Below are 17,869 nucleotides of genomic sequence, written 5' to 3'. Positions count from 1 at the left end.
GGCAACCGGAGCAGCATACATCGGCTGCGCCCGTAGAACGAAACTACCACGGTCCCGCCGCACCTCCTCGCGGCCCCGTGGGCGGCCCGGCCACGGGCGTCCCCCCGGCCCTCTTCCGGCCCGGACCCCTTGTGGGTCTACGCTGCCTCCCACGTCCAGCAGCTGAAGGAGGCGCAGGTGGCGCAGGTGCCGCAGCCCTTGGATGCTCTCGCGGTGCGCACCTGGTGCTCTCTCGCCCTTCAGGCGCTGGGGCGGGCGCGCGAGGAGATCGACGCGATCAACGTCTATCCCGTGGCCGACGGAGACACCGGCACGAACCTGTATCTGACCGTGGAGTCGGCCGCGGCGGCCGTCGAGGCGGTCTTCGCCGGGTATGAGACGGGCGCCGCCGGCAGCGAGGGGCGGCCTGCGCTCGCCGACGCCGTACGGGCCATGGCGCACGGCGCGCTCATCGGGGCCCGCGGCAACTCCGGGACGATCCTCGCGCAGCTGCTGCGCGGCATGGCACAGGTGCTCGCCGCCGACGGCGAGACGGCCCACGCCGACGCGCAGGGGCTGCGGCTCGCCCTGAGGCAGGCCGCCGACTCCGCGCGCCAGGCCGTCGCGCACCCCGTGGAGGGCACCGTGCTGAGCGTCGCCTCGGCCGCCGCGGACGCGGTCACCGGCGCCGAGGGCGACTGCGGCAGCGTGGCACGGGCGGCGTACGAGGGAGCGCGAGCGGCCCTCGCGGCGACACCCGGACAGCTGGCGGTCCTGGAGCGCGCCGGAGTCGTCGACGCGGGCGGCCGGGGGCTGGTGGCAGTGCTCGCGGCGCTGGTGGAGACACTGACGGGCGAGGCGCCCCGGGTGGCCGTGGAGGCGTCGGCCGCCGCCTCCGGCGGCCACGCGCGCGTGCCGGACCCCAGGACCGCCGTGCCCCGCCAGGGGGCCGGGGACTGCTCCGCCGACGGAGGCGGGCCCGCGTACGAGGTGATCTACCTCCTCGATGCCGACGACGCGGCCGTGGCGCGGCTGCGGGAGCGGCTCGACGCGCTCGGGGACTCGCTGGTGGTGGTCGGCGGGGACGGGCTGTGGAACGTCCATGTCCACGCCGACGACGCGGGCGCCGCCGTGGAGGCGGGCATCGAGGCCGGGCGGCCGCACCGGATCCGGATCACCCACTTCGGCGCCGATGACGCGCACACCGCGGGCGCCGGGCGACCGCCGCGCGAGCGGGTGCAGCGGGCGGTGGTGGCCGTGGTGCCGGGCGAGGGCCTGGCCGGGCTCTACCAGGAGGCCGGTGCGACCACCGTGCTCGCCCGCCCGGGGGAGCCCCCGGCGAGCGGGGAGCTGGTGGAGGCGGTACGGCGGGCGCACGCGCGCGAGGTGGTGCTGCTGCCCAACGACGCCGACCTGCGCCACACCGCGGCCGCCGCGGCCGAGCAGGCCCGCACCGAGGGCGTCCGCGTGGCACTGATCCCGACCCGGTCCGCGGTGCAGGGCATCGCGGCGCTGGCCGTGCACGAGCCGGAGCGGCGCTTCGACGAGGACGTCGTGGCGATGACGTCGGCGGCCGGGGCGACCCGGTACGCCGAGGTGACCGTGGCGGCGGAGCGGTCCTGGACGATGGCCGGCATCTGCCAGGCCGGGGACGTCCTCGGCCTGATCGACGGCGATGTCGCGGTCATCGGCTCCGAGGTCACGGCGACGGCCGAGACGGTCCTCACCCGCATGCTCGCGGCGGGCGGCGAGCTGGTCACCCTGGTCCTCGCCGACGAGGCCCCGGAAGCCGTCGCGGAGCACTTGGAGGCGCGGGTGCGCGAGTCGTACCTGGCGGTGGACACGGTGGTGTACCGGGGCGGCCGTCAGGGGCCGCTGCTGCTGATCGGCGTGGAGTGATCCGGAGCGCCGCCGGGCGCCCCTCCGTGAGGAGGCGGGCGCCCGGCGGCGACCGTCACCCGTCCTGCCGGGTGGTCGGCAGTTCCAGCAGGCGTTCCGCCTCCGCCCGCCGGGCCTCGGCCGTCTCCGCGTCGGCGTCCGCCTCCTCGTAGGCCGCCAGCACCGCACGCGCGCGTGCCGACGCCTCGTGCGGACGCCCGAGGTCGGCCTCGAGCCAACCCGCGGCCAGTTCCGCGGCCGTGCGGGGACCGAGGGCCCCCGCGCCGAGGGACGCGAAGGCGGCGATCGCCTCCGTCAGGTGCGTCAGCGCCTCCTCGAACGCCGCGTGCGTCGCCTCCTCGTCCGCGCCGTCCTCGACCGACCGGGCGACCAGCTCGCCGAACTGGCGGTGGGTGTGGCCGAGTTCCATGATCAGCCCGGCGCGCGCGTCGTCGTCCGCCGTGGCGTCCGCCGCCGCCGCGCACTCCCGCGCCGCCTCGGCCATCAGCTCCCGCCCCGCGTCCAGGCCCGCCTCCCCGCCAGCCGCGAGCCACGCCCGGGCGCGCAGCGCGCGCACCAGACCCGGAGTGTTGCCCAGCTCGCGCCACAGGTCACCGGCGCGCGCGTACGCCCGGTCCGCCTCCGTCGGCAGGTCCGCGCGGCCCAGCGCCTCGGCGGCCAGGTGCGCCAGCATGGCGTGGTCCCGCTGGTCCGGCCAGTGCCGGGCGATCTCCGCGGCCCGCAGCCGGCGCTCGGCCGCCTCCCGGTGCTCGCCGAGCTGCGTGTGGCAGTCGCCGAGCCACCACTGGGTCTGCACGATCGCCCCGTCACCGTGCGTCTCGGCGGTCAGGTCGGGCAGCGCCGACTCCAGCACCTCCGCCGCTTCCGCGAACCGCCCCTGCCGCAGCAGGAACCCGCCCAGCTGGTGCCGCGCCCAGGCGCCGAGCCTGGGGCCCTCGCCCGCCTCGTCGGCCCAGTGCGCCGCCTCCAGGGCGTGCCCGGCGGCCTCCGGGAACCGCCCCGACGCCGCCAGCACCTCCGCCACCTGAAGGTGCAGCTGCGCCTGCCCGACCGGCTCCAGGTGCCCCTGGCCGTGCTCCAGCGCAGCACGGGCCGCCCGCTCGGCCGACTCCGCGTCGCCGAGCTGCCGGGCGATGCCGGCCAGCCGGGCCTCGTGCTCCACCGCGAACCACGGCAGGCCCGCCGCCACGTACTCCTCGGCCGCCCTCGCCAGCAACTCGGCCCCTGCTCGGGGGTCCCCGGCGTGCAGCGCCAGTTCCCCGAGCACGGCCTTGGCCTCTGCGGCCCGATACGCCAGGTGGCGATCGGCGGTGTGCGGCCCGGCGAACGCCAGCAGCTCCCGGGCGGCCTCCTGGGCGGCCCCGGCGTCGCCGCCGTCCTCGTGCAGCCGGTTCATCAGGACGCGGGTCCGTCCGACGAGCACCGACGCCGTCTGCCGCACCCCCGTCCCGCCCGCCTCGAACAGCGCGAGCGCCTCCTCGCGCAACGCGGTGACCGTCTCCAGCGCCTCGTCCGGGCGGCCCGTCAGGGAGCGGACGAAGGCCGCACGCGCGCGTGCCGCCAGCGCCTCACCGGGGTCGTCGGCGGCCAGGTACAACTCGGCCGCCCGCTCGAACAGTTCGGCACCTTCCGGGCCCCGGCTCATCGCCTCGTGGTCGACGAGGTCCGCCTGGTCGCGGGGGTCCAGCTCCCGGCCCCGAGCGGCACGCGCCACCGCCGCCCAGGCGTCCATGGCGGCCGGGTCCAGGGCGTCCGCGAGCCGGCGCGCCTCGGCGAGCAGGTCCGCGAGGTCCCGCTCCTCGGCCCGCGGGGCGGGCGGGGGCGGCGCCACCGGTGCCGGGCGCGTGGCGCGCACGCCGAGCGGCAGCCGGTCCACCAGCGGGCGGCGGTCCATGCGCTCGCGGGCGCGCTCGCCGACGTACGGCGTGCCGTTGCGCGCGTCGAAGCGGGCGGCCAGCGCCAGCGCCTCCCCGCGCGCGTGGACGGCGAGTTCCCGGGCGGTCCACTCCCGGCCGGCCGGGCCCGGCACCACCTGGTCGCCGAGCCCGCGCTCGACCAGCCGGTCCATCAGCAGCGCCACCACGGCGAGGAAGTTCAGCTTGCTGCGCGGCTCCCCGGAGTCCGTGAAGTACGCCGGCCGCTCGGCCAGCAGTTCGAGGCCGCGCGCCTCGTTGCCGGTCAGCGCGCAGAACTCCACGTGGTCCGCGTAGGAGGAGCGCATGCTCTCCATGGCCCGCACCAGCCGCAGTCCGCGCAGGTGGTGCGCCCGCGCCTCGTCCAGGCGGCCCAGCCGCAGCAGCGGCAGCAGGGAGGAGGCAAGGGCGGCGTGCGGCTCGTGCGCACAGACGTGCTCGCCCTCCAGGACCGGCCGCCACAACTGAAGCGCCCGCTCGTCCTCGCCCTTGCGGGACTGCCACCAGCCCTGGTCGTGCAGCTCGCACGCGTGGCAGTCGGCCATCGCGTCCCGGTCGGCGGCCAGCCACGCCGCGTACGCCCGCTCGGCCCGCTCCAGGTCCCCGACGTGCGCGGCGATGTTGAACTCGGCGCTGCGCACGGCCCGTTCGGAGTACCCGGCCAGCCGGTAGCGGTGCTCCATCTCGCCGAGCCACTTCTCGATGGAGGCGAGCGGGATGTGCGGCTGGCCCAGCATGCCCGCCGACATCCACTTGAAGACCCAGTGCAGCGAATGGGACTCGTACTCGTCGAAGTCCTCCGGGCGCTCGTCCCACATGCGCAGCAGCCGCGCGAACGGGACGAACATCTTGTCCTTCTCGGAGCTGTAGTTGTACACCTTCAACTGGTGTCCGAGCGCCTCGATGACGGCCAGCGGGATGCCCAGCTTCTCCGCCTCCACCAGCAGCCGCTCCGCGCGCGCGTTGCGCGCCGGGCCCTCCGGCTGGTCGTAGTTGTCCGCCATCGCCTGGCGCAGCGCGTCGAAGTCCATGACCTGGCTCATCGGAAGCCGTCCTTGGGCGAGTCGGTGTGGGTGGCCCATTCCAGAAGGCCGATGAAGGCACGGTTCAGCAGCGCGGAGTCCGCGGGCCTCAGCGGCCGCTGGGCCATCAGCAGGGCCTGCCCGTACAGCGACTCCGTGGCGGTGCCGATCAGCTCCGGGTCCTTCAGGGAGCTGATCCTGCGGACCAGCGGGTTGAGGTGGTTGAGCACCAGGCGCGCGCGTGGAGCACTGCCCCGCAGCGAGCCCAGGATGCCCGCCCACAGCTCGTCGGCCTGCCCCTCGGCCTCCGCGCGTGCCTGCTCGTGCCGCGCCTCCCGGTCGTCCAGGTGCAGCGCCGGAACGGACAGCGGATGGAACGCGCGCAGCACGACGTCGCAGCCCAGCGCGTCGAGCCTGGCGCGCGCCGCCGCCAGGAAGGCGGACAGGGCCAGCTCCTCGGCCGGGTCGACCGCGTCCAGGTGCGCGGTCACGGTGTCCGCGTCCAGTTCGGCGACGGCCGTGCCCGGGCGCACCGACGGCAGCGCCTCGATCAGCTCGCTGTCGTACGTGTAGCCGCCGTTGACCACCCCGACGCCCTGCGCGGACGCGATCGCCGCCACCTGGCGGTACTCCTCCACCGTCCGGGTGAAGTGGACGACCGGGTGCCGCTGCGCGAACTCCTCCAGGGACAGCCGCCCGTCGGTCGTCTCGAAGGGCAGCCACGGCAGCATCGTGCGCAGCATCTCCCTGTCGTGCCGCGCCAGCGACTTCACGCCCAGGTAGTGCACCGACAGGAAGGCGGCGAGGCGCTCGGGGTCCCCGGCGGCGAGAGAGGTCAGCCAGGACCGGATGCGCTCCCCGAGGGCGTCGCGCACGGCCGCGAGGGTCTCGTCCTCGTACAGCGACTCGCGCGACGCCGTGGGCCGCAGACTGTCCGTGTCGAGCACACAGCGCACGAAGAACGCCCAGTCCGGCAGCAGCTGTTCGGCCCGCTCCGTCAGCAGCATGCCCTTCAGGTGCACCCGGTGACCCGCCCGCTGCGCCGGGCTCACCGCGGTCGGCAGCACGTACGCCACACCCCGGATGCCCGCGAGCGGCACATCCAGGTCGATGGAGTCCAGCGGGGTGAACCCGAACAGGTCGTGACAGTGGCGAGCCAGGGCCACCCTGCGGGCCGCGGGGGAGGGGTGGGCGCGGTCCCAGGGCGCCGGCAGTTCCGTGACCGGCTCGTCGCCGACCCGGACGTCGTAGGGCAGCAGCGACCCGAAGTCCCGTGCCAGGGACCGTACCCGGTCCGCGGAGAGCCAGTCGCCGGCACCCGGACGCGCCACCAGGTGCACGGTGGTGCCGGGTTCGGGCCGGGCGTCCGGCGGCAGTGTGCGCACGACGTACGAACCGTCGTCGGCGGCCGTCCACTCCACGGGCGGCGCATCCGGCGTACGGGCGCTGCGGCTGACGACCCGTATGCGCTCGGCCACGACGAAACACGCCAGCAGTCCGATGCCGAACTGCCCGAGGAAGTCGGAGCGCGCCTCCTGGAGCCCGGCGGCCGAGTCGGCCCGCTTGGAGCTGCGCCCGATGGTGGCGAGGAGGTTGTGCACATCGGACTCGGTGAGCCCGATGCCCGAGTCCTCCACGCGCAGCGCGCCGCCGTCCGCGTACAGCCGGACCGTGGCGGGCGCGTCGGGCTGCTCGGCGCGGCGGGCGGTGATCGCGTCCACCGCGTTCTGCAGCAGCTCGCGCAGATAGACCTTGGGGCTGGAGTAGAGGTGATGGGAGAGCAGGTCCACCAGCCCACGCAGGTCGACCTGGAAGGTATGGGCCGACGTGGGTGACTGTGAGGCCTGTGAGGACTGTGAGGTCTGGGAATCCATCGTCACGGCGCCGCGGGTGGGGGACGTTCGACGGCGCGGGGTCGGGCGGTCCCGGTGGGGCGGTGACCGCGGAGCGAGCCGGGGGTGGGCCATCGTAGGCCCGGAACCACCCCGCTGACCAGCGGTTTTGCAAGACGTATACGGCATTGTCAGTGCCGTGGTGTGCAATGGATCTCGTGCCCGCACTGCAAGAACCGCTGAAACAGCCACTGAAGTCGGTGCTCGGCCCCGCCACCGCGAAGGTGATGGCCGAGCACCTCGGCCTGCACACCGTCGGCGACCTGCTCCACCACTACCCGCGCAGATACGAGGAGCGCGGACAGCTCACCCACCTCGCCGACCTCCCCATGGACGAGCACGTCACGGTGGTCGCCCAGGTCGCCGACGCCCGTCTGCACACGTTCGCCTCGGCCAAGGCCCCCCGCGGCAAGGGCCAGCGCCTGGAGGTGACCATCACCGACGGCAGCGGCCGCCTCCAACTCGTCTTCTTCGGCAACGGCGTGCACAAGCCCCACAAGGAACTCCTGCCGGGCACCCGCGCGCTGTTCGCGGGCAAGGTCTCGGTCTTCAACCGCAGGCTCCAACTCGCCCACCCGGCCTACGAACTGCTGCGCGGCGACGACGTGGCCGAAGCGGTGGACAGCTGGGCGGGCGCCCTGATCCCGCTGTACCCGGCCACGGCCAAGCTGGAGTCCTGGAAGATCGCCAAGGCGGTGCAGACGGTGCTGCCCAGCGCCCAGGAGGCGATCGACCCGCTCCCGGAGTCGCTCCGCGCGGGCCGCGGCCTGATCTCCCTCCCCGAGGCCCTGCTGAAGATCCACCGCCCGCACACGAAGGCGGACATCGACGACGCCCGCTCCCGCCTGAAGTGGGACGAGGCGTTCGTCCTCCAGGTCGCCCTGGCCCGCCGCCGCCACGCGGACACCCAACTCCCGGCGGTGGCCCGCAGGCCGAAGCCGGACGGCCTCCTGGCGGCCTTCGACGAGCGCCTGCCCTTCACGCTCACGGAAGGCCAGCAGAAGGTCTCGAAGGAGATCTTCGCCGACCTGGCGACGGACCACCCGATGCACCGGCTGCTCCAGGGCGAGGTCGGCAGCGGCAAGACCCTGGTCGCCCTGCGCGCCATGCTCGCCGTCGTCGACGCGGGCGGGCAGGCCGCCATGCTCGCGCCCACGGAAGTGCTCGCCCAGCAGCACCACCGGTCGATCGTCGAGATGATGGGCGAGCTGGCCGAGTCAGGGATGCTCGGCGGGGCCGAGCAGGCCACCAAGGTGGTGCTGCTCACCGGGTCCATGGGCGCCGCCGCGCGACGGCGGGCGCTGCTCGATCTCGCCACCGGGGAGGCCGGGATCGTGATCGGCACCCATGCCCTGATCGAGGACAAGGTGCAGTTCCACGACCTCGGGCTGGTGGTGGTGGACGAGCAGCACCGGTTCGGGGTGGAGCAGCGCGACGCACTGCGCGGCAAGGGCAAGCAGCCACCGCACCTGCTGGTGATGACCGCCACGCCGATTCCCCGGACCGTCGCCATGACCGTCTTCGGCGACCTGGAGACCTCCGTCCTCGACCAGCTTCCGGCCGGGCGGTCGCCGATCGCCAGCCATGTGGTGCCGGCCGCGGACAAGCCCCACTTCCTGGCGCGCGCCTGGGAGCGGGTCCGGGAGGAGGTCGCGGGCGGGCATCAGGCGTACGTGGTGTGCCCGCGGATCGGCGACGAGGAGGAGGACCCCGGGAAGGCGCGGAAGTCGCCCGAGGACGAGGCGGAGAAGCGCCCGCCGCTCGCGGTGCTCGACGTGGCCGGCCAGCTCGCCGAGGGGCCGCTGAAGGGCCTTCGCGTCGAGGTGCTGCACGGCAGGATGCCGCCCGACGACAAGGACGCGGTGATGCGCCGGTTCGCCGCCGGCGAGACCGACGTCCTGGTCGCGACGACGGTCATCGAGGTCGGCGTCAACGTCCCGAACGCCACCGTGATGGTGATCATGGATGCCGACCGCTTCGGGGTCTCGCAACTCCACCAGCTGCGCGGCCGGGTCGGGCGGGGCTCGGCGCCGGGGCTGTGCCTCCTGGTCTCCGAGATGCCGGAGGCGAGCGCGGCCCGCCAGCGGCTGACCGCGGTCGCCTCCACGCTCGACGGCTTCGAACTCTCCCGGCTCGACCTCGAGCAGCGCCGCGAGGGCGACGTCCTCGGCCAGGCCCAGTCCGGCGCCCGCACCTCGCTGCGCATGCTCGCCGTCATCGACGACGAGGAGATCATCACCCAGGCCCGTGAGGAGGCCGCGGCGGTGGTGGCGGCCGACCCCGACCTCGAACATCTGCCCGGGCTGCGTACGGCACTGGAAGCCCTGCTGGACGAGGACAGGGAGCAGTACCTGGAGAAGGGCTGATCCCGTCGCCGAGCCCGAGCGGGCATGAGGCGCCCGTGCTCAGCGCCGGGCGTGGCTGAGAGACTGAAGACGTCACCGCACGCAGACCGACAAGACCGACAAGGACCGAAGAGATGACCCGCGTGATCGCCGGTCGCGCCGGCGGGCGCCGGCTCGCCGTTCCGCCCGGGCACGGGACCCGCCCCACCTCCGACCGGGCGCGCGAGGGCCTCTTCTCGACCTGGCAGGCCCTCCTCGGCGGCCCGCTGGACGGCGAACGGGTCCTCGACCTGTACGCCGGCTCCGGCGCCGTCGGCCTGGAGGCCCTGTCCCGCGGGGCCGGCCACACCCTCCTCGTGGAGGCCGATGCCCGCGCCGCCCGCACCGTCCGTGAGAACGTCAGGGCGCTCGGCCTGCCCGGCGCCGAAGTCAGGGCGGGCAAAGCGGAACAGATCATCCGGACATCGGCGCCGGCGGACCCGTACGACATCGTCTTCCTCGACCCCCCGTACGCCGTGTCCGACGACGATCTTCGCGAGATTCTGCTCACACTCCGCTCAGGGGGCTGGCTCGCGGCCGACGCCCTCGTCACCGTGGAGCGCAGCACCAGAGGCGGGGAATTCCAGTGGCCGGACGGCTTCGACGCGATCCGGGCCCGTCGCTACGGCGAGGGCACGTTTTGGTACGGTCGCGCCGCCTCTACGTGCGAAGACGCACGATGACCGGACCGGAGAGCGAGGGATCACAAGTGCGCCGCGCCGTCTGTCCCGGGTCGTTCGACCCGATCACCAACGGACACCTCGACATCATCGCCCGCGCCTCCAAGCTGTACGACGAGGTGTACGTGGCGGTGATGATCAACAAGGCCAAGAAGGGCCTGTTCGAGATCGACGAGCGGATCGACCTGATCCGCCAGGTCACCGCCGAGTTCGGGAACGTCACGGTGGAGTCCTTCCACGGCCTCCTCGTCGACTTCTGCAAGCAGCGCGACATCCCCGCCATCGTCAAGGGCCTGCGCGCCGTCAGCGACTTCGACTACGAGCTGCAGATGGCCCAGATGAACAACGGCCTCTCCGGTGTCGAGACCCTCTTCGTCCCCACCAACCCCACTTACAGCTTCCTGTCCTCCTCGCTCGTCAAGGAAGTCGCGGCCTGGGGCGGGGACGTCTCCCACCTGGTGCCCCCGATCGTCCTTCAGGCCCTCGACCAGCGCCTGAAGAAGGACTGAGCGGTGCCCGGCAGGACCCCGAGAACCTGACAGCCCGTCATCCGGTGTCGGGTGGTGCGGCAGTGGCCGTACAGTCGATCCGTCCGTCTCCAACACATCCGTAGAGAGTGGCGAGCACACGGTGGACGTGCAGAAGAAGCTCGACGAGATCGTCGCGGTGGTCTCCAGCGCCCGGTCCATGCCCATGTCGGCGTCGTGCGTGGTCAACCGCGCCGAGCTGCTCGCGATGCTCGAAGAGGTGCGCCGGGCGCTGCCCGACTCCCTGGCCGAGGCCCAGGAGCTGATCGGCGACCGGGAACAGATGGTGGAGCGGGCCCGCCAGGAGGCCGAGCGGATCATCGAGAGCGCGCACGCCCAGCGCGGTTCCCTGATCTCCGACACGGAGGTCGCCCGCCGCTCGCAGGCCGAGGCCGACCGGATCCTCGCCGAAGCCCGCCAGGAGGCCGAGGAGATCCGCGCCGAGGCCGACGACTACGTCGACTCCAAGCTCGCCAACTTCGAGGTCGTCCTCACCAAGACGCTCGGCTCGGTCGGCCGCGGCCGCGAGAAGCTCCTCGGCACCGGTCCCGGCCTCGACGAGAACGGCTACGAGGACGAGGACGCCCCCGAGCGCAGCCACGACCCGGAGACCCTGCGCCGCGACGCCGACGCGTACGTGGACGCCAAGCTCGGCGCCTTCGAGGCCGTCCTCGCCAAGACCCTGCAGGCCGTCGGCAAGGGCCGCCAGAAGCTGCACGGCCGGATCGCCACCGACGACCTCGGCGCGCTGGCCGGCGACACCACCACCGTCCAGCACACGAGCGACGCCGACTACCTCGCCGACCTCGCGGCCCTCGCCGACACCCCGGACCCGGCGCCCGCGATCCCGGCCCAGCAGACGGAGCCGGCCTACGCGCAGGCGCAGGACCCGTACGGCTACCAGCAGCCCGACCAGTACGGTTACCAGCAGACGTACGCCCAGCAGGACGCCTACGGCTACCAGCAGGCCGACCCGTACGCCGCCTACCCCCAGGCCGGGGCCTACGACCAGCACCAGCAGGCCGCGTACGACCAGGGCCAGAGCCAGCAGGGATACGGCGCGACAGGCGCCCTCGACGAGACCAGCCTCTTCGACACCAGCATGATCAGCGCCGAGCAGCTGCGGGCCTACGAACAGGAACGCGGCGGTCACTGAGCGCCCCGGCGCACGCGGCCCGGAACCCCCTCGGGCGGACCGGATTGGGCCGAGAGCGGAAGGTCCAGTATTCTGGCTCTTCGGTCGCGCGTACGCACACGCTGTTTCGTAGACGTCCGCGATCAGCGCTGCCCGGGAACACCGGAGGGCAGCGTTCCCCCGAGCTTCGAAGACCGAAAGCAGGAATGGCCCTGAACGCCCGCCTCGACCACCGCAACCCCCTCGTGTTCGACACGCACGAGCTGGGTCGGCGGCCTGGTGCGCTGCAGCGCCTGACCCGCACGGTCGACGCCCCGAAGGACTTCGGTATCCGCGGGGTCATCGGAGTGCCGGAAGGCGCCCCGGTGGAGCTCGAACTCCGCATGGAGTCGGTCATGGAAGGGGTGCTCGTCACGGGCACCGCCCGTGCCAGGGCCGAGGGGGAGTGCGTAAGGTGTCTGGAGCCGGTCGGGCTGGAGCTCGAAGCGGACTTCCAGGAACTGTTCTCGTACCCTGACGCCGACGACCGGGGCCGTGTGATCGCGGAACCGGGCGACGACGCCGAGGACGACGAGGACAGGTTCTTCCTCGAGGACGGACTCTTCGACCTCGAACCTCTGCTGCGCGATGCGGTGGTGCTCGCACTGCCGATGCAGCCGGTGTGCCAGGAAGACTGTCCGGGCCTGTGCTCCGAGTGCGGGGCGCGGCTCGCGGACGACCCGGACCACCACCACGACGCCGCCGACATCCGTTGGGCGGCACTGCAGGGACTCGCCGACTCACTCCAGAGTGGCGACAAGGACGAGACGAGCGGCGCCGAAGCGGGCGTCGACGAGAAGCAGGAGAAGTAGCCGTGGCTGTTCCGAAGCGGAAGATGTCGCGCAGCAACACGCGCCACCGCCGGTCGCAGTGGAAGGCTGCGGTCCCCACCCTGGTCGCGTGCGAGCGCTGCCACGAGCCCAAGCAGCAGCACATCGCGTGCCCGTCGTGCGGCACCTACAACAAGCGCCAGGTCCTCGAGGTCTGAGCGGCTGGTGAGAGGTCTGATGTCTGACGCCAAGGCGGACCCAACCGCCAGGAAAAAGGCGGACAACACAGCCTCGTCCCACACGCTTCTGGAAGGGCGGCTCGGCTACAAGGTCGAGTCCGCCCTTCTGGTGCGTGCGCTGACCCACCGCTCCTACGCGTACGAGAACGGCGGTCTGCCGACGAACGAGCGCCTGGAGTTCCTCGGGGACTCCGTGCTCGGCCTCGTCGTCACCGACACGCTGTACCGCACCCACCCCGACCTGCCCGAGGGCCAGCTGGCCAAGCTGCGGGCCGCGGTGGTCAACTCGCGTGCGCTGGCGGAGGTGGGCCGCGGGCTCGACCTCGGCTCCTTCATCCGGCTCGGCCGGGGCGAGGAGGGCACGGGCGGCCGGGACAAGGCGTCCATCCTCGCCGACACCCTCGAAGCGGTGATCGGTGCTGTCTATCTCGACCAGGGGCTGGAATCGGCGGCGGAGCTGGTGCACCGCCTGTTCGACCCGCTGATCGAGAAGTCCTCGAATCTCGGCGCCGGCCTGGACTGGAAGACCAGCCTCCAGGAGCTGACCGCGACCGAGGGGCTCGGCGTTCCCGAGTACCTGGTCACGGAGACCGGCCCCGACCACGAGAAGACCTTTACTGCTGCCGCCCGCGTCGGAGGCGTCTCGTACGGCACCGGCACCGGCCGCAGCAAGAAGGAGGCGGAGCAGCAGGCCGCGGAGTCGGCCTGGCGCTCCATCCGCGCCGCCGCGGACGAGCGCGCCAAGGCGGCGGCCGAGGCGGGGGCCCCCGACGGGACCACCGAGACCGCCGCCACGGCCCCGGCCAGCGACACGGCCACGGCCTGATTCCTTCATCACGGCCCCTGCCCCGGCACCTGTGCCGGGGCAGGGGCCGTTTTCATGGAACGACCCGGGGCCGGGGAAGCGTGCTGAGCGCCCGAAGACGCTTCGAACGCCCGAGGACGGACGCTTCGAACGCCGAAGACGGACGCATCGAACGCCCGAAGACGCTTCGACAGCGTCCGCCACGTCGCGCCAGGAGCGCGGAGGCGATACCCCGCGGGCGAGCCGTGCGGCCGGCGTCCGCTCCTGTGCGCGCGGCGCCGGTCCTTCCGTGCGGGTACGCACCCTCCTTGCGGGTACGCACCCTCCTTGCGGGTACGCACCGGCGGTCGGCGCGCTTCGTCCCGCCGTTCCGGACGGGCGTCACCCGTTCCTGACCAAGAGGTACGCTGCGGACGTCGCCCCCTGTTCACCCCTTCGGAGGAGTCCGTGCCCGAGTTGCCCGAGGTCGAAGTCGTGCGGCGCGGGCTGGAGCGCTGGGTGGCCCACCGGACGGTCGCCGAGGTGGAGGTGCTGCACCCGCGGTCCGTCCGCCGTCACCTGGCCGGCGGGGACGACTTCGCGCACCGGCTGAAGGGGCAGCGCATAGGCACCCCCAGCCGCCGCGGGAAGTACCTCTGGATCCCGGTCGAGACCACCGGCACGGCGGTCCTCGCCCACCTCGGCATGAGCGGTCAGCTCCTCGTCCAGCCGCACCAGGCGCCGGACGAGAAGCACCTCAGGATCCGGGTCCGCTTCGACGACGCCCTCGCCACCGAGCTGCGCTTCGTCGACCAGCGCACCTTCGGCGGCCTCTCACTGCACGAGACCGCCCCCGACGGGCTGCCCGACGTCATCGCGCACATCGCCCGCGACCCGCTCGACCCGCTCTTCGACGACGAGGCCTTCCACCAGGCGCTGCGCCGCAAGCGCACCACCATCAAGCGGGCCCTGCTCGACCAGTCGCTGATCAGCGGCGTCGGCAACATCTACGCGGACGAGGCGCTGTGGCGCTCCCGCATCCACTACGAGCGCCCCACCGCCGGCTTCACGCGCCCCCGTACGGCGGAACTCCTCGGTCACATCAGGGACGTGATGAACGCGGCGCTCGCCGTCGGCGGCACCAGCTTCGACAGCCTCTACGTCAACGTCAACGGGGAGTCGGGCTACTTCGACCGGTCGCTGGACGCGTACGGCCGCGAGGGCGAGCCCTGCCGGCGCTGCACCACGCCCCTGCGCCGCCGCCCCTGGATGAACCGCTCCAGCTACTTCTGCCCGAGCTGTCAGAGGGCGCCGCGCGTCTCGTCGTAACGCTCGCGGGCCGCCAGGACGTCGTCCATACGGCCCTCCACGCAGTGGATGAGGGCCAGCAGGCGCTCGGCGACCTCGCGGCCGAGGGGGGTCAGTTCGTAGTCCACCCGTGGCGGGTTGGTCGGCTGGGCCTCGCGGTGCACCAGGCCGTCGCGCTCCAAGGCGTGCAGGGTCTGGGACAGCATCTTCTCGCTCACGCCGTCGACCCGGCGGCGCAGCTCGTTGAAGCGCATCGAGCCCTCGTACAGCGCGCCGAGCGTGAGTCCGCCCCAGCGGCCGGTGACGTGCTCCAGCGTGCCGCGTGAGGGGCATGCCTTGGCGAACACGTTGTAGGCGAGGTCCTGTTCCTCCGTGCGCTCCTGGGTGCGGTTCATGCTCCAAGCGTACGCGAGGGCAGCGCTAACCGCCAGGTTGCACTAACCAAAAGTTAGTGCTTTCCTTTGGTCATCACCGGTGAGCTGCGCGCTTCGCTGTGGCTGCCGTTTCATGACCTCTGAGGAGAGCGAACCGTGACCACTCCTGTTGTCTCCATCGCCTACCACTCCGGCTACGGCCACACCGCCGTCCTCGCCGAGGCCGTACGGGACGGCGCCGCGGACGGCGGCGCCCAGGTCCACCTGATCAAGGTCGACGAGATCACCGACGAGCAGTGGGCGATCCTCGACGCCTCGGACGCGATCGTCTTCGGCTCGCCGACCTACATGGGCACCGCGTCCGGCGCCTTCCACGTCTTCGCCGAGGCGTCCTCGAAGCGGTGGTTCGGGCAGGACTGGAAGGACAAGCTGGCCGCCGGCTTCACCAACTCCGGGTCCAAGAGCGGCGACAAGCTGCACACCCTGCAGTTCTTCCAGATCCTGGCCGCGCAGCACGGCATGAACTGGGTCAACCTCGGTCTGCACCCCGGCTGGAACGTCAGCACCGGCTCCGAGCACGACCTCAACCGCCTCGGCGTCTTCGCCGGCGCCGCCGCCCAGACCAACAACGACGAGGGCCCGGAGGCCGTCCACAAGGCCGACATCGCCACCGCCCGGCACCTCGGCCGCCGCGTCGCGGAGGCGGCACGCGTCTTCACGCTCGGCCGCGCGGCCGCCTGAGCCGCCCGCACACAGCCGTGCCCCCGCCCCGGACACCCGGGCGGGGGCACGCGCGTACGGCTGCGGCCGTAACAGGAGTGCGTCAGTAGCCGAAGTCCTGCGTCCACCAGGGGCCGCCGGAGCCGAAGTGCACTCCGACGCCCAGGGTGGTGAAGTCGCAGTTCAGTATGTTCGCCCGGTGGCCGGGGCTGTTCATCCAGGCGTCCATGACGTCCTGCGGGGTCGCCTGGCCGCGAGCTATGTTCTCGCCACCCAGGTCCGTTATGCCGAGCACGGCCGCCCGCTGCCACGGGTCCTTGCCGTCGGGGTCGGTGTGGTCGAAGAAGTTCCGCGCGGCCATGTCCTCGCTGAACGCCTCCGCCAGCTTGCGCAGCGGGCCGTTGGGGGTCACCGGGGAGCAGCCCACCTTGGCCCGCTCCTGGTTGACCAGCCTGAGCACCTCGGCCTCGGCGGCGGCCTCGGAGGTCACCTTCTGGTGCGGGATCGTCACCGGCTTCTTCGTGCGCTGCTCGGACGGCGGCGCGGCCGTCGCCGTGCTCCCTGTCGCGGTCGGGGACGGTGTCCGCGCGGGCTCGGTCGTCGGCGCCGCCGAGGACGCCGAGGGGGTGGAGGGGGTCGCGGTCGCCGCCGGCGTGGGCGAGCGGTCGGCGTCACGGCTGGTGGACGAGGACCCGCGGGAGTCCGCGGTGCCGCTCGTGCCGCCCTGCTGGGTGGCGAAGCCCGACGGGGTGGTGCCGCCGGCCTGCACATCGCCTGGGTCGCCGCTCACCGAGAAGTGGTTGCCGCCGGGCAGCACCCCGGTGGCGACCGCCACGGTGCCCAGCGCCACGGCGGCGGAGACGCCCAGCAGACCCGTGCGCACCGGCGTCGGGGCCTTCTTCCTGCGGTGCGAGCGGGTAGCACGCCGCTCGGCCTCCAGGACCGCGGCGAAGCCATAGAGGTTCTCCGGGCCGTAGCGCTCCGGCGGAGTGTCGTAGCTCTCTGTGACCCTCTCGGCGCGGCCCCCCGTGGCGGCGCGTCCGGCGGCGGAGCGTCGGTGGCGTCCCATTGCTGGCCTTCCTGGTCTTGCGGTCGGCGCAACTCACACGATCGTGTGAGTTTCACGTGAGAGTTATGGGTGGGGACGGTACCGCATCGCGCACGGGGCGGATGTGCCGGGAGGGACATTGGCCGGTTAGCGTGCACCCATGAACGACGACGCACGGCTGGTCGCGTGGGTGCGCGGACGTGTCCAAGGGGTGGGTTTCCGCTGGTTCACCCGGGCCAAGGCGCTGGAGATCGGCGACCTGAGTGGCTTTGCTCTCAATCTGGACGACGGACGGGTCCAGATCGTCGCCGAGGGGCCCCGGAAGGGGTGCGAGCGCCTGCTGGAGTGGCTCCGGGGCGACGACACACCCGGGCGTGTGGACGGAGTCACTGAGATTTGGGACACGCCCCGCGGCGGCTACGACGGCTTCGCGATCCGCTGAGCCGGAGCCCGAAGAACCCCGCCGAGAAGCGCAGGGACGTGCCACCGGCATCTGCCCCGAGAGGAAAGATGCTGGTGGTTGCCAAGAACCGCTTGCCGTGGCAGGCTCCGCGGGTAAGGATGATCTCCACGCCCCCAGGGGCCCGTAGGAGCCGCAGCGCCGCCCGTCAGGGCCGCGCGCCCCCGGGTCGCCCGCCACCGCAGGGCGTGATCGTGTTGACCGTCAAACTTTTTGGTGAGACGCTGAAAGCCCCGCGCACCTTAGCTGTTTGGCATGGAAGCACGGCGTAGAACTCACCATGCCGGGCACCGCGGGTGCGAATCCCTCACGACCCACACCGCATCGGTCGGTCACTCATTGTGGAGGACCATCCATCATGGCAAAGGCGCTTCTCGGTTACGTCGGCGGCTCCGACCCGCGACTCCTCGCCGAGATGCGACGGCTTCAGCAGCGCGTCCAGGAACTCGAAGCCGAGCTCGGACGGATCCAGGCGGAGAACGACGCGCTGTCCTCGGCTGCCGCTTCTCACGACAGGATCATGGAGAGCGTCGACGCACACCAGGCGGAGCCTGCGCTCACCTGATCACTGCATCACGCCACGGCACACGCAGTGGTCGGGCTGCCCGTACCCACCGCTGATGTTGTCAGAATTGCAAGGGACGCCCTCGGCGTCCCTTCTTTCTTGCCCCCGCGCACCCCTTCGCTGTCTTTAAC

The 17,869-nt window shown here is 72.7% G+C and carries 16 protein-coding genes; 12 read left to right on the top strand and 4 right to left on the bottom strand.

Going from position 1 to position 17,869, the window contains the following annotated elements; genetic code table 11:
- Positions 1-177: 177 nt before the first annotated feature.
- The gene (locus ACIRC0_RS29910) at positions 178-1,878 is read left to right on the top strand and encodes a DAK2 domain-containing protein (protein WP_403622052.1); all 1,701 of its coding nucleotides are present in this window, start codon (positions 178-180) and stop codon (positions 1,876-1,878) included.
- Between the two features lie 55 nt (positions 1,879-1,933).
- Here ACIRC0_RS29910 and ACIRC0_RS29905 read toward each other — a convergent pair whose 3' ends face one another.
- Together ACIRC0_RS29905 and ACIRC0_RS29900 are read right to left on the bottom strand one after the other, a co-directional pair.
- Positions 1,934-4,834, bottom strand: a complete 2,901-nt coding sequence (locus ACIRC0_RS29905; RefSeq protein ID WP_403622049.1) for a tetratricopeptide repeat protein — start codon at positions 4,832-4,834, stop codon at positions 1,934-1,936.
- Positions 4,831-6,687 carry an HSP90 family protein gene (locus ACIRC0_RS29900; protein ID WP_403622363.1) on the bottom strand — a complete coding sequence of 619 codons (1,857 nt, stop codon included), beginning with the start codon at positions 6,685-6,687 and terminating at the stop codon, positions 4,831-4,833. The genes ACIRC0_RS29905 and ACIRC0_RS29900 overlap by 4 nt, the downstream gene beginning before the upstream one ends.
- Positions 6,688-6,854: 167 nt before the next feature.
- Between ACIRC0_RS29900 and recG the strand changes: the two genes are divergently transcribed.
- From recG to mutM, 8 genes are all read left to right on the top strand, one after another.
- Positions 6,855-9,071 carry an ATP-dependent DNA helicase RecG gene (gene recG / locus ACIRC0_RS29895; protein WP_403622046.1) on the top strand — a complete coding sequence of 739 codons (2,217 nt, stop codon included), beginning with the start codon at positions 6,855-6,857 and terminating at the stop codon, positions 9,069-9,071.
- Between the two features lie 113 nt (positions 9,072-9,184).
- Positions 9,185-9,772, top strand: a complete 588-nt coding sequence (gene rsmD / locus ACIRC0_RS29890; RefSeq protein WP_403622043.1) for a 16S rRNA (guanine(966)-N(2))-methyltransferase RsmD — start codon at positions 9,185-9,187, stop codon at positions 9,770-9,772.
- A gap of 26 nt (positions 9,773-9,798) precedes the next feature.
- The gene (gene coaD, locus ACIRC0_RS29885; RefSeq protein ID WP_200422737.1) at positions 9,799-10,278 is read left to right on the top strand and encodes a pantetheine-phosphate adenylyltransferase; all 480 of its coding nucleotides are present in this window, start codon (positions 9,799-9,801) and stop codon (positions 10,276-10,278) included.
- Positions 10,279-10,399: 121 nt separating this feature from the next.
- On the top strand, positions 10,400-11,452 hold the full coding sequence (locus ACIRC0_RS29880; RefSeq protein ID WP_403622040.1) for a cell division initiation protein: 1,053 nt from the start codon (positions 10,400-10,402) through the stop codon (positions 11,450-11,452).
- Positions 11,453-11,637: 185 nt separating this feature from the next.
- Positions 11,638-12,282 (top strand): YceD family protein, encoded by a 645-nt coding sequence (locus tag ACIRC0_RS29875; protein WP_403622037.1) that lies wholly within the window; start codon positions 11,638-11,640, stop codon positions 12,280-12,282.
- 2 nt (positions 12,283-12,284) lie between these two features.
- Positions 12,285-12,458: a 50S ribosomal protein L32 gene (gene rpmF, locus ACIRC0_RS29870; protein ID WP_003951102.1), complete on the top strand. Its 174-nt coding sequence runs from the start codon at positions 12,285-12,287 to the stop codon at positions 12,456-12,458.
- 19 nt (positions 12,459-12,477) lie between these two features.
- Positions 12,478-13,305 carry a ribonuclease III gene (gene rnc, locus ACIRC0_RS29865; RefSeq protein WP_403622034.1) on the top strand — a complete coding sequence of 276 codons (828 nt, stop codon included), beginning with the start codon at positions 12,478-12,480 and terminating at the stop codon, positions 13,303-13,305.
- A gap of 426 nt (positions 13,306-13,731) precedes the next feature.
- Positions 13,732-14,592 carry a bifunctional DNA-formamidopyrimidine glycosylase/DNA-(apurinic or apyrimidinic site) lyase gene (gene mutM, locus ACIRC0_RS29860; RefSeq protein WP_403622031.1) on the top strand — a complete coding sequence of 287 codons (861 nt, stop codon included), beginning with the start codon at positions 13,732-13,734 and terminating at the stop codon, positions 14,590-14,592.
- On the opposite strand, the gene ACIRC0_RS29855 is transcribed toward mutM, so the two are convergent.
- Positions 14,565-14,966, bottom strand: a complete 402-nt coding sequence (locus ACIRC0_RS29855) for a winged helix-turn-helix transcriptional regulator (protein WP_403622028.1) — start codon at positions 14,964-14,966, stop codon at positions 14,565-14,567. The two genes, mutM and ACIRC0_RS29855, sit on opposite strands and share 28 nt — an antisense overlap.
- 135 nt (positions 14,967-15,101) lie before the next feature.
- Between ACIRC0_RS29855 and ACIRC0_RS29850 the strand changes: the two genes are divergently transcribed.
- On the top strand, positions 15,102-15,686 hold the full coding sequence (locus ACIRC0_RS29850; protein ID WP_403622025.1) for a flavodoxin family protein: 585 nt from the start codon (positions 15,102-15,104) through the stop codon (positions 15,684-15,686).
- Positions 15,687-15,768: 82 nt separating this feature from the next.
- On the opposite strand, the gene ACIRC0_RS29845 is transcribed toward ACIRC0_RS29850, so the two are convergent.
- Positions 15,769-16,734 carry a CAP domain-containing protein gene (locus ACIRC0_RS29845; RefSeq protein ID WP_403622022.1) on the bottom strand — a complete coding sequence of 322 codons (966 nt, stop codon included), beginning with the start codon at positions 16,732-16,734 and terminating at the stop codon, positions 15,769-15,771.
- Between the two features lie 139 nt (positions 16,735-16,873).
- On the opposite strand from ACIRC0_RS29845, the gene ACIRC0_RS29840 reads away from it, so the two are divergent.
- Positions 16,874-17,155, top strand: coding sequence for an acylphosphatase (locus ACIRC0_RS29840; RefSeq protein ID WP_403622019.1), 282 nt, complete (start codon positions 16,874-16,876; stop codon positions 17,153-17,155).
- 376 nt (positions 17,156-17,531) lie between these two features.
- Positions 17,532-17,738 carry a hypothetical protein gene (locus ACIRC0_RS29835; RefSeq protein WP_200422604.1) on the top strand — a complete coding sequence of 69 codons (207 nt, stop codon included), beginning with the start codon at positions 17,532-17,534 and terminating at the stop codon, positions 17,736-17,738.
- Positions 17,739-17,869: the final 131 nt, after the last annotated feature.

Origin of the sequence: Streptomyces sp. NPDC093984, from assembly GCF_044764595.1 — a bacterium.
Taxonomy (GTDB): Bacteria; Actinomycetota; Actinomycetes; order Streptomycetales; family Streptomycetaceae; genus Streptomyces; species Streptomyces cynarae.
Note: the sequence above shows the minus strand (reverse complement) of the source record. Positions and strands in the feature narration are given on the sequence as shown.